General features: G+C 39.7%; 14 protein-coding genes. 8 read left to right on the top strand and 6 right to left on the bottom strand.

Annotated elements, in window-relative coordinates; genetic code table 11:
- Window positions 1-59: 59 nt before the first annotated feature.
- Complete coding sequence (locus R2S57_RS25310; RefSeq protein ID WP_316847710.1) at window positions 60-1,073, bottom strand: zinc-binding alcohol dehydrogenase family protein; 1,014 nt, start codon at window positions 1,071-1,073, stop codon at window positions 60-62.
- Window positions 1,074-1,397: 324 nt separating this feature from the next.
- On the opposite strand from R2S57_RS25310, the gene R2S57_RS25305 reads away from it, so the two are divergent.
- The 3 genes from R2S57_RS25305 (at window position 1,398) to R2S57_RS25300 (ending at window position 2,622) form a co-directional block, all read left to right on the top strand.
- Window positions 1,398-1,706, top strand: coding sequence for a hypothetical protein (locus tag R2S57_RS25305; protein ID WP_316847709.1), 309 nt, complete (start codon window positions 1,398-1,400; stop codon window positions 1,704-1,706).
- Window positions 1,707-1,754: 48 nt separating this feature from the next.
- Window positions 1,755-2,036, top strand: coding sequence for a helix-turn-helix domain-containing protein (locus R2S57_RS30605; protein ID WP_410479112.1), 282 nt, complete (start codon window positions 1,755-1,757; stop codon window positions 2,034-2,036).
- 379 nt (window positions 2,037-2,415) lie between these two features.
- Entirely contained in the window at window positions 2,416-2,622 is a 207-nt protein-coding gene (locus R2S57_RS25300) for a hypothetical protein (RefSeq protein WP_316847708.1), read from the top strand.
- A gap of 361 nt (window positions 2,623-2,983) precedes the next feature.
- On the opposite strand, the gene R2S57_RS25295 is transcribed toward R2S57_RS25300, so the two are convergent.
- From R2S57_RS25295 to R2S57_RS25285, 3 genes are all read right to left on the bottom strand, one after another.
- Window positions 2,984-3,229: a hypothetical protein gene (locus R2S57_RS25295; protein WP_316847707.1), complete on the bottom strand. Its 246-nt coding sequence runs from the start codon at window positions 3,227-3,229 to the stop codon at window positions 2,984-2,986.
- Between the two features lie 271 nt (window positions 3,230-3,500).
- Entirely contained in the window at window positions 3,501-3,677 is a 177-nt protein-coding gene (locus R2S57_RS25290; protein ID WP_316847706.1) for a hypothetical protein, read from the bottom strand.
- A gap of 15 nt (window positions 3,678-3,692) precedes the next feature.
- The gene (locus R2S57_RS25285) at window positions 3,693-4,184 is read right to left on the bottom strand and encodes a glycosyltransferase (RefSeq protein WP_316847705.1); all 492 of its coding nucleotides are present in this window, start codon (window positions 4,182-4,184) and stop codon (window positions 3,693-3,695) included.
- A gap of 291 nt (window positions 4,185-4,475) precedes the next feature.
- Here R2S57_RS25285 and R2S57_RS25280 point away from each other — a divergent pair, with 291 nt between their 5' ends.
- The gene (locus R2S57_RS25280) at window positions 4,476-4,793 is read left to right on the top strand and encodes an LCP family protein (protein ID WP_316847704.1); all 318 of its coding nucleotides are present in this window, start codon (window positions 4,476-4,478) and stop codon (window positions 4,791-4,793) included.
- 193 nt (window positions 4,794-4,986) lie between these two features.
- Entirely contained in the window at window positions 4,987-5,175 is a 189-nt protein-coding gene (locus R2S57_RS25275) for a hypothetical protein (protein ID WP_316847703.1), read from the top strand.
- Window positions 5,176-5,210: 35 nt separating this feature from the next.
- On the opposite strand, the gene R2S57_RS25270 is transcribed toward R2S57_RS25275, so the two are convergent.
- Window positions 5,211-7,595, bottom strand: a complete 2,385-nt coding sequence (locus tag R2S57_RS25270) for a TonB-dependent receptor (protein ID WP_316847702.1) — start codon at window positions 7,593-7,595, stop codon at window positions 5,211-5,213.
- Window positions 7,596-7,704: 109 nt separating this feature from the next.
- On the opposite strand from R2S57_RS25270, the gene R2S57_RS25265 reads away from it, so the two are divergent.
- Entirely contained in the window at window positions 7,705-9,159 is a 1,455-nt protein-coding gene (locus tag R2S57_RS25265) for a HAMP domain-containing sensor histidine kinase (RefSeq protein WP_316847701.1), read from the top strand.
- On the top strand, window positions 9,146-9,838 hold the full coding sequence (locus tag R2S57_RS25260; protein ID WP_316847700.1) for a response regulator transcription factor: 693 nt from the start codon (window positions 9,146-9,148) through the stop codon (window positions 9,836-9,838). The genes R2S57_RS25265 and R2S57_RS25260 overlap by 14 nt, the downstream gene beginning before the upstream one ends.
- A gap of 262 nt (window positions 9,839-10,100) precedes the next feature.
- On the opposite strand, the gene R2S57_RS25255 is transcribed toward R2S57_RS25260, so the two are convergent.
- On the bottom strand, window positions 10,101-11,093 hold the full coding sequence (locus tag R2S57_RS25255) for a GlxA family transcriptional regulator (protein ID WP_316847699.1): 993 nt from the start codon (window positions 11,091-11,093) through the stop codon (window positions 10,101-10,103).
- Between the two features lie 276 nt (window positions 11,094-11,369).
- Here R2S57_RS25255 and R2S57_RS25250 point away from each other — a divergent pair, with 276 nt between their 5' ends.
- Entirely contained in the window at window positions 11,370-11,864 is a 495-nt protein-coding gene (locus tag R2S57_RS25250; protein WP_316847698.1) for an SRPBCC domain-containing protein, read from the top strand.
- The last annotated feature ends 10 nt before the right edge of the window (window positions 11,865-11,874 follow it).

Here is an 11,874-nt window from a genome sequence, read left to right as displayed (position 1 = left end):
CAACATAATTTTATTATATCATTTAATATCCATTGCTGAATATTATCGCCATTAAATTTTTAATATTCGATTACCACCTTACCAATGGTTTTACCACTTTCCAATAAGCGGTGCGCTTCTTTTAAATTTTCAGCCGTAAATCCTTTCAATGTGGTATTTAATGTTGTTTTAAGTGTGTCATCATCGAATAGTGCTGCCAGTTTATTTAAAATACGGTGTTGTTCTTCCATATCATCAGTTTGATACATCGAGCGGGTATACATCAGTTCCCAAGAAAAGGTAGCGCTTTTATTTTTTAGTTTATTCAATGCGATAGGTGTGGCTGAACCGGTAATGGAAGCAATGTGCCCCTGTGGTTTAATCAATTCTACTATGGCATCCCAATAGCCATTCAGGTCTACAAAATCCAGAATAAAGTCTACTTCCTGATAACCTGCCGCCCGTACTTCTTCGATCAGGTTTTTATGATCTACCACCGCATCAGCACCCATGGCTTTGCACCATTCTTTTGTTTCGGCACGCGAAGCCGTTGTAATTACCTTTAGTCCGCTTACTTTTTTGGCAAGTTGTATGGCTATCGAACCTACACCACCAGCACCTCCAATAATCAGAATGCTTTTTCCTTCATCTTTCTCACTGCTTATACGCATACGGTCATAAAGTGATTCCCATGCGGTAAGTGCGGTTAGCGGCATTGCAGCAGCCCCGGTATCACTAAGTTTGGTTGGTTTTAAGCCAACAATACGTTCATCAATCAACTGGTATTCGGTATTTGAACCACTTCGTGTAAGGTCGCCAGCATAATACACGGCATCGCCTACTTTGAAAAGCGTAACAGCTTCACCAACAGCTTCCACTGTTCCACTTGCATCCCAACCGATTACTTTTGGACTTTCGAGCACGGTATCTTTAGCACTGTTCTGGCGGATTTTATAGTCGACCGGGTTTACACTAATGGCTTTTATTTTAACTAAGATATCCCGGCCCTGCGGTGTTGGAATAGGTGTATCAAATTCGATAAAACTTTCGTCTTCTGTTATTGGGAGCGATGTTTTAAATCCTATGGCTTTCATGTGTTTTTATTTTTAGCTGTAAAGTTATTATAATTTTTATACAGCAAATATAAACTGATATTGTTTGTTTATTCAGTATAAATTTGCTTTTAATTGGTAAATTTGCGCTACAGTTTAACACGTGATGAATAGAGAAACTTTATACGAACCTTTTGAAATTGTTTGTCAAAAACTGTATGAATGCTTAAAAGAAGGCCATAAACATTTGTCTTTCGAGCTGGTTTATATTTTATCGGGTACAGGGAAACAATGTATCAATAACAAATAAATTCGATTATCGTGTGGGGCATATGTTTTTGATTACACCAGAAGATTGCCATTCATTTGAAATCGAAACCACTACAGAATTTTTCCTTTCTGCGCTTTGGAAATGTATATATCCGATCGAAAGACTTTCGTACTGATGATGCACAACGTATGGAGTATATTCTGCAAAATGCCAGTCACCAAGCAGGTTGCATCCTAAAAAACCAATCAGATAAGCCTTTTATTAACTCGCTTATTGAAGCAGTGTTTGCAGAGCACTTAAACCACGATCTTTACAATAAAGAATTGATCACTAAAATGATTGATACGATTATTGTAGTAGTAGCCCGCAATATCGCCAAGTATGTGCTAGTGGCTGTAAAATAAGATGCCGAAGAAAAAACATTGACACTGCTAAATTATATATAGGCCAATATTTATCATCCGGAAAAATTAAGGGCTGAAAAATTAAGTGATGAATTTGGTATTTCTGAAAATTATTTTGATAAGTATTTTAAAAAACACACCAATGAAACATTACAGCAATACATTGCCAACTTGAGGATAAAACTCATCGAGGCACATTTAGTTTCAGTAACATGCGGATCAATGAAATTGCCAGAATTAAGCTTTACCGACGAGAGTCATTTGAATAAGTTTTTTAAATCTCAGAAAGTTGTGAGTCTTAAAGCTTTTCGAAGTGCTGTTTCGGGCTGACCTTATAAGCCTTAATTTGCTAAAGAAAGAAGGACCCTAAAGCATTCCTGTAGTGGGGAGTAGGCGTGGACGCCTATGTTCTAAATGATTGCCCTATCTAAATATCTGTTTGGAAGGGAGTTTTATCCAGGAAATTTATGTAGTTTAAGTTATATATAGTCTTTGGATGTTTTTTTTAATTTTTCCGTTTTTCGTAAAAAAAATAGCTGATATTGGCTTTAACTATTACAAAGTTAAAAATAGTCAAAAAAAATAGCGGTTTGTTTATTGCATTGACATTAAATATCGTATATCGCATAAAAGTTGAAAAAGCACAAGCTTTAATCAACTATCCTTACGAATCTATGTTTACTAATTCTGAATCGACATTTTTAAAAATATGATTTTAAAGCGCTTGAAGGTAGCCCTTAAGCCTTTAGATATAAAGAACGACTTTCTCGAAATTTCAACCAGCTATACGGGAAAAGCTTACGAGGTCCGCATAATGGGTGGGCGTGATGTAAATGGTAATTATTTCTGGGAAGTGCTCCGGGTAATTAACAGAAGTATATCTCTTCAAATCTTGGTTTTAATCTTTCTAGAGTAAATTCAGGCTAATTGTTAGAGGTCACTTTTCTAAAAACCTTTTAGTTTCTGTATATTTTTTGTGCAAAATCATTAGTAGGTAGAATATGAAACCTATTATTTTACTTATGGCCTTAAAATAACTCAAGTCCAATCACCTAATGGCTGTAAAGGGCTATATGATACTATTTGTGGGTGCTTCACTTTTATGATCTTCATAAATCACCGCACGATTTTTTTAAACATCACCTTTCGGATGAAGGATGGTGTTTAAAATTTGCATTATGGGCATTAAATCAATATGTTAATCAGCATTATCACAATACCAACCCGTGCTGATAACTGCAATTTTCCTGTTTTTTATGGTTAATAGGGTTTAATTTTTAAATGATACAACTGTTTTCAACTGTTACTAAAATAAGATTCAAGGCAGTTTTAAGAAATTGCCCTTTAATACCAAAAGATTTTGTCTCCAGCATCCGATCAGGCACTTTTTCGCTGGAGCGTTCACATGCCGCGCTCTGGTTCTGGTTGATATATCTAACGATCCCTGCCGCAATGGCGTAGTTCATCATACAAAAATAATAGGGGATAAAAAGTGGTTTGATTCTGATGATTTTCCTTTCCATCAGAAGCCCGAGTAATGCCAAGGTATAAAAGATGCATTTTGCAGTCAACAAGAGTGAATAAAATGCATCGCCTTGCTGGGATACAATCCAAAATATTTGCCAATAGGTCCAACACTAAAGAAAAGGAGTGATGGTCCATCTCAATACCCGGTGCGATAGATACTGAAAGTTTAAAACCGGATAGCGAAAATGGTTGGCGGCAACTTTAAGCCAAAGAATCGACTGGATTCCACCTGCGGCAATCCGGATCTTTCGCTTAAGCTCTTCAGTGCTATTTTCTCTTACCTACACTCATCGATTCCTTGTGGAGGATATGTGTTTTTCCGGTAAACCAGATTTTTTTACCCGCACGCTTAAACATTTCACACCAGTCTAACTCCTCGTAATACAGGAAATATAACGCTGGCATCATCTCGATACGATCGATATCTGTTTTTCTGCACATCATTGCAGCGCCATGGCATTAAGCTGTTTCATGGCTGGTATTTGCATATTGGTTTTTATGTAAATCTCCCAATCCAATGGTTTTATTTCTTGCAGTAATCAGATTTATCGGCGTATAGCCGGAGTATTGGATAATATCCGGATCGTCATGATAAAGGATTAAAGGGGAAAGGATGCCGATTTCCGGATGGGCATGCATTTCTGCGATAAGCTGCGCTATAAATCCAGGGATGAGTTCAGTATCGTTGTTGATCATCAGAATGTAGTCGCCGGTAGCTTGTTGTATGCCCAGGTTGTTGCCGCCTGCGAATCCCAAATTTATTTCCGAACGGATGTATTTTAATCCGGGATAACTGGCCTTGAACCGGATTTCATGATCTACCTCACTGGCATTATCAATCATGATGACCTCGATTTCGTCGGCAGCGCAATTTTGTTTGATGGAATTCAAAATATCCAGGGTAACGCCTGGCTGATTATAGTTTACGGTAATAATTGATGTTAATGCCATTTCGACAAACTTAGCTAAAGCAGCGTAATCGATCTATAGCCTTTTTGGGTGGTTTGTTTTAGCCAATACTGATAAGGCTTGGTCAAAAATATACCCGAAGGCTGATCACTGTAGTATGGTCATCCGTAAATAACAGCGAATTATCTCTTATGAAGCGTATTGTGTTAAAACACAATTTAATGAATAGCGAAAAAAGGCTATATGGAAGCTGAAAGCCTCGTGGTAGTTTTGTCCTTTATTTACTAACGATCTAAGTATTAAATATATCTACCTATGTTATACACTACTGCAATGAAAATCAAATCCAAATGTTTCTTGATATTGCTGCTGATTGTATGTGCAAATTCGCTTTATGCCCAGCAGATTCTGCTGATTGGTTCAGATTCGAGAGAGGAAAATAAAAGGGGCAATGCAGACCTGATTATGGTGATCACTGTAAAGAATAAAGAAGTTAAGTTGACTTCCATCTTGCGGGATACCTATGTATACATCAAAGGTTATGGCAATCAGAAAATCAATGCCGCATATCGGTTGGGCGGGCGAAAATTATTGATTTCCACCATCAATGCAAATTTTAAAACCAAACTGGTGTCTTCTATCGTTACCTAAACAACGTTTACCCAGGTCGCAGGTATTTCCGAAGGGGAATTTGTACACCAATGAGCGCATCGATGGTGTAGGCCTTGTGCTCAAAATCAATAATTTCAGGAAGGCATCGTATGATTTAAATGATATGATAAAATAATGAATCGTTTTTGCGATGTAATATTAAATGAATAGTGATAACATGATAATGATATAAATGAGAAAAGGAAAAATACTGAGTGTAGATCCAGCCCGCGGACATGGCCTGATTGAGGATGAGAACGAGCAGGAAATAATATTTAATTTGACAAATTTGAATACAAAGGTTGATGTTAGCGATGAAGTGCTGTTCGAGATTGCGATGAGTGTTTGCGGTCTGGTGGCGATAGATATTATGGTATTGTAAGCCGAACTGCGCTTTGCCCTTAATAAAATTAGCGCCTATTGCGTGCGTTTCTTTTCCTCCTCACTGGCCGAAGTTCTTTTTCTGGCTGCTGTTGGATTACCGCCTAACCGATACGAGAAACTTAGCGTTGCACTGCGTGTATCGTTTTTCTCGTAAAATCCATTACGTTGATTTTCATAATCAACATCAATGCGGTAGGCATTTCCGTAAAATATATCGTTTACCGCCAACCTTAAAGTGCCTTTGCCTTTAAACAAACTCTTGCTCGCACCAGCGCTTACATCATAAAGCTGTGCAAGTTTATAAATACCCTGTATGGTAGGGGAAGAGTACCATGCGCTAATTTCTGCTTTCAGTCCATGTGTTTTGTTCAGGGTAAACGCATGGTTCGAACTGAGGTAAATGCCCAAAACATGATAATCATAACGGGCCTGTAAATATCCCGACTTTTCCTGGCGATAAGAGCCCTGTGCGTAATTATTGATCTCCCACCACGAAGCTGGCTTGATAGGAAAGGAAGCTGAGAAACCCAATTCCTGACTTAAATCGAGATTTCTTTGGGTATCATAAAAGAGTTTTGACGTATTTTCTTGTACAGAGATATTGCTGAAATAGTTAACCACCCGTCTTAAATAGAATGAAATATTGTATTGTTGTTTATAGGTATAGCCCAGTTCGCCATTATATATAAAGGCAGGCTGTAATGCCGGGTTTCCTTCCAGGTATGTGTAGGGGCTGGTGTAAGATTTAAAAGGGTTAAGCCTCCAGTACTCAGGTCTGTTGATCCTTGAATTATAAGTGAAATTTATTTCATTGTCTTTATTCATTTTATAAAGCACAAAAAGCGTTGGAAAAAGTTTGAAATAGTTGTTTTGATTGTTGGTGTTTAACACCATCGACTGGCCATTGGTTCGGGTATATTCGGCACGCAAGCCACCTTCAAAACTCCATTTGCCAACATCGCCAGTAATACTGGCATAAGCGGCCGTTATATTTTCGGCATATTCAAAGCGGTCGCTGCGGTTGGCTACAAATTCGATACCGGTAGCCGGATGATTATAAAAATCAAAACTGTTGCTTGTACGGATACTGCTGTACTTTAGACCCGATTCAAATGTCCATTTCTTCCAGAACTTATCGGTATAATCCAGTTTGCCTGAGTAAATATCAATATTCTGGTTAGATGGAGTAAAGATGTTGTAATTGTCGGGAAGTAAACTCCCGTTGCTCAATGTGCCGTAAGTATCTACCTGCTGACTGTTTTTGTTCTGGTAGGGCACATAATCCATATCGATGTTAATATTCCTGCCACTAGTATCCAGTTTGATTTTGTAATTCAGGTTAAAGCTATATTGATATGCACTTCCGCTAGAAAGATTTTGGGTGTGGAGGATAGAATCCGGTAATAACGCATGGTTATTCACGATGGTGGTTATCACCTTATTCGGCCTGCTGTTATTGCCATTGTAGCCGTTTACCAAAATACCGATTACCTGTTTATCGGTCAGGTTGTAATCTGCGCCGATTTTATAGCTATTGGCATTCCCCGAGCGTAATCCTGATTTATCATTCCTCCAGTCGGCATAGTTTCCAGGCGAATCGAAAATGACGTATTCACTTTCCGTGTGGTCTTTTTTACGTCTGCTGTAACCATAACTGCCATATACATTCAATTTGTCTTTCCGGTAATTGAATACCATACTTGGATTGTAACTGCCATAGGTAGATTGGGTATAAGCACCAGAAAGTACCATATTAAAGCCATCACCTTTTGGTTTTTTAGAAATAATATTGATTACTGCACCGCCCTGGGCATCATATCGCGCAGTGGGATTGGCAATAATTTCTATTTTGGCAATATTATCCGAAGGTAAACTACGGAGGTAAGCGGCCAGGTCTTCTCCCGATAACCTGATGGGTTTATCGTCCATATAAATCACCACTCCCTTATTGTTTGCCGTTACCCCGCCATCAAAACGTGTTTGTACACCTGGTGCTTTACCCAATGCATCCCAAACCGTTGCACCACTGGCAACAATGCTATTTTCGACATTGAAAATTACCCTGTCGATTTTCCTCACGATCAGCGGTTTTGAGGCCGATACCGTTACCTGATCCAGGGTTTTTTCATCACTGATCATTACGATCACAATTGAATCCATTGGAAGATCTACTCCTTTAGTCGTGCTTTGAAATCCAACAGCAGTAGCCTTTAAAAGGTAATGGCCTTTGAAAGGCTGCTGGAAACTGAACAGTCCGTTTTTTGAATTCTGGGAGGTTAAGGTCGAGTCGGCATGGTGCAGACTAATGCTTACGCCATCAATGGGTTGGCCGGTTTTATCAGTTACCAAACCTTTACGCAATTGCGCTAAAGTGATTAATGGCGAACAGAAAAGAAGGAGTAGGATTAACTTTTTCATGTTTCAAAACTAAATGCTTTGCATGTAAAGCAAAGTTAAGCTCGGTTAAATAGGGTTAAATCTTTTGCCTAAACTTTCATAGACAAAATGATTTGCTCAATTTAGAGGGATGAAATGGCTTAGCTCCAGATATGTACTTCCCCTGGCGGTGATCACACTGATCATTAGCTTATGCCTGCAGTGTGCATGGATAAGGCAATTGTATCTGGCACAAAAGAAATCTGTTGCTATAGCACTCGAATCTATCGTGAGTGATGCTTCGCGGCGCATCACCTATCAGAGCATTGCGAAAGGACATGAGAAGAGCATCCGTTTTCAGCAGTTTTTCCTTTCGCCAGAGTGGCTATCGCTGAGGCAGGCATTTGATGAATTAAAAGTGGATAACCTGCGGAGCCAGTTTCATTATGGAATTACCAATGACAGTTCGGTGGTGGAAATGAGAATGTCGTTCCTGAACGATCCAAAAAAGAAAATCAACCATAGCTCTACGGCTGTTACCGATGGAAAATCGCAGCGCGAAGTTTCACTGCAAGATCAGCGCGACCTGAAAGTAATGGATAGTTTGGTGAACCGAGGGCTGGATCGCCTTGGTTTGCATATCGCTAGAAATTATCTGCTTTACGACTATTCTGATGGAAAACTGGTCCAGGGAAAAGCAGTTGCTAAATCCTCATCTGCTTTCCTTAGTGGGAAATATACCTATAACCTAAAGTTTCAGAACAGGTATCAGCTCGTGATCCCAACGGTTACCTGGTTAATCGTCTATCAGATGCGGTATTACCTCATTTCGTCGTTCCTGATGCTGGGGCTTACCGCTGCGGCATTCTACCTGCTCATCAGGCTGATGAAAAACCAACAGCTTTATGCACAGGCGAGAATGAGCTTTACCAGCAATATGACGCATGAACTGCAAACCCCGATCTCCACGATTGCTGTTGCCCTCGAATCGATCAGCAAGTATCATTTAATTGATGAGCCTGAAAAGCTGGAGAATTACGTTAATATAAGCCGTCACGAATTGCAACGTTTGCAGGCGATGATTGAAAAGGTGCTTAAGCAGGAACAGATGGATCTGGGAAAGACAAAATTGCAGTTGAGTCTCTTCGATATTCAATCCGTACTAAAACAGGTAATGCTTTCTATGGATATTCAGGTGCGCGAGAAAAATTCACAGTTGATACTTATACCTAATGACGAACCCTATTTTATCAAAGGTGATGCGATGCATATCGCTAACGTATGTTACAACCTGATCGATAATGCATTGAAATATTCGCCAGCGCAATCTAAAATTGAGGTATCGTGCAGCATTGCTAACCACGAATTAACTATCAGCTTTAAAGATAATGGACAGGGAATTAAAGAGATTTACCAGCAACAGGTTTTTGAACGCTTTTTCAGGATTTTTAACCAGGATAATATCCACAATGTAAAAGGCTCGGGGTTGGGGCTTCATTATGTAAAGCAGGTGGTAGAACTCCACGGCGGGCGGGTTGCGCTGCAGAGTAAAGTGGGTAAAGGAAGTAATTTTATGATCATTTTGCCATTGTATGAAGAAAACTAAGGTTTTATATGCAGAAGATGAGCCTTTTTTGGCGCGCATTGTACTCGATGGTTTAACCAGCAGTGGTTACACGGTGAATCTTGCTGCGGATGGACAGTTTGCCTGGAAACAATTTGTAACAGAAAAACCTGATATCTGTGTGCTCGATATCATGATGCCGGAAAAAGACGGTTATACCCTGGCAGCTGAAATCCGGAAATCAGATCCCAATATCCCGATTATCTTTTTGAGTGCAAAAGCCCTTACCGAAGATGTGGTGATGGGATTTAAAAACGGAGGCAACGACTATCTTAAAAAACCCTTTAGTATTGATGAGCTGCTGGTGCGGATGGAATCACTTTTAGAGCGGTTTGGCCCGGCCAACAAAGGGGAGAATGAGGCCATTAGAAAATACCAGTTTAGAAACTGTGAACTGGATCCGGTTGCCCAGAAATTAAAAACTTCTGCAGGCGAATATTCACTTTCTTATAAGGAAGCCATTTTGCTCGAATTGTTATTAAAAAACCGCAATAGCATTTTGGAACGGGAGGATGCTTTGATTAAAATATGGGGAGAAGACAGTTTTTACAACGGCCGCAGTATGGATGTTTTTATGGCACACCTGCGCAAACTCTTAAAAAGCGAACCTGAAATACAGATCATCAGTTTAAGGGGAGTGGGGTATAAACTTATTTGTTGAGTTTACTCGGATATAAAAGTTGCTTTCTGGAGCCAGTCTTCGTGGTTGAAACTATTTTAAAGCACAAGTCAGGCCTTCGCTTGAGCCATGGCGCTAAGACTTGCGCCAGTCTTCGTGGTTGAAACTACCTTAAAGCACAAGTCAGGCCTTCGCTTGAGCCATGGCGCTAAGACTTGCGCTAGAATGGGCTCAGTTAACCGATTAACCAATTTAAACAGTTAACCCAGTGAACCAATGACCAATGAACCAATGGATCAATGAACTAATGACTAATGAACCAACTACTCTCTTTATTATATTTCCCCCTGTAATCTAAAGGCGATAAACCGGTATATTTCCTAAATACTTCACGAAATGCTTTTATGTCTGCATAACCTACCTCGTACATCACTTCATTAATTGTTTTACGGCTCGTTTCGAAAGCTTTTTTAGCCATCTCTATTTTAACCCGCTGCGCATATTCAATAGGGGTATTTCCGGTGGCCTTGATAAACCTTCTGTCGAAATTCCTGCGGCCAACATTGAATTTTGAAGAGAGGTCGCCAATTGTAATTTTTTCTTCCAGGTTGTTCTCAATATAGTTCTGGGCCTGTTTTACAACTTCGTCCTCATGTTTTTTCTGACCGTTAAAAATCGTGAACTCCGATTGCGTGCTCCGGTCTATCTCAATCTGGAAGACTTTAGAACAATAGATTGCTGTTTGCCGGTCGTAATATTTTTCGATCAGGTATAAGATCAGGTTTAAAAAGGAATAAGCACCGCCATTGGTATAAATTCCCTTTTCATCGGTAATCAGAAGATCAGTTTGCAAATGTACTTTCGGGAACATCAGTCGAAAATTTTCAGCGACCGACCAGTGTGTAGAACAAACTCTTCCATCTAACAAGCCCGATGCTGCAAGCAAAAATGTACCAGTACATATGGTAGCGATTTCAGCACCAAGTTGATGTTGTTGCTGCAACCAGGTAACTAAGGCATCATTTCCCTTCAGCGCAAGTTCATAGTTGTGGTTGAGTGAGGGTACAATAATTAAGTTAGTTTTAGCGATTGCAGCAATCGTAGTGTGTGGTTTAACCGAAAACAGACCAGAATTAAAATCTACCTGTGGTGATACCCCGGCCAGTTGGATGCTAAACAGCTCCTGTTTTCCTGTATTTTTCCAGTACAAGTTTGCCCTCGAAAAAATCTCGTAGGTTCCTGTAATGCTGCTCAAATTGTTCTCTCCGTTGGGTACTATGATCGTCAGGTGTTTCATGGCCGTTATTTTTATCCAAAGATAAGAGATATCGTTGTCCAAATCAACCCGCTATATTGTCCATTTAACACCCTAATGGATTGTCAATTTCTCTATTACTTTGTATATCAGTAAGAACACAGAGCCTTCGGGTTCAGCTGAAACACTTAAAACCTAAAAATGAAAATCATGATTGTACCTTTTCTATTAACCGCACTACTCAGCTGCCAAAGCCCGACAGGAATGCCTGCCCAACCACAAGAATTAACAGATTCAATCAACATAAAAAAAACGACCATGAAAAACAAAGACTACACCACACAGATTGTGGTAAACAAAAATCCGAAAACCGCATTTAAGGCCATCCAAAATTTCAGGGGCTGGTGGTCGGAAGAAATTCAGGGCACAAGCGATGTACTTAACGAATCCTTTTTTTACCATTATAAGGATGTGCATTTGTGCAAACTGAAACTCATCGAAAAGATTTCCGATCAAAAACTCGTATACCTGGTGATCGATAACCAGTTCAATTTCGTGAAAGATAAAACAGAATGGGTAGGTACCAAACTGATTTTTGAGTTAAGTCCGGAAGGTAACCACACCAAAATCGTATTTACCCATCAGGGTTTGGTGCCCGAATACGAATGTTACCAGGTTTGCCAGGATGCCTGGACCAGCTACATCCAGGGTAGCCTGAAAAACTACATTGAAACCGGAACGGGAAAACCTAATGGAAAAGAAGGTGGCCTTAACGCCGAACTCGTTAAAAAATGGGGCTTGCCAGATAAATAATGGATAAACA

It is taken from the genome of Pedobacter psychrodurus (assembly GCF_032678585.1).
GTDB lineage: Bacteria > Bacteroidota > Bacteroidia > Sphingobacteriales > Sphingobacteriaceae > Pedobacter > Pedobacter psychrodurus_A.
Note: the sequence above shows the minus strand (reverse complement) of the source record. Positions and strands in the feature narration are given on the sequence as shown.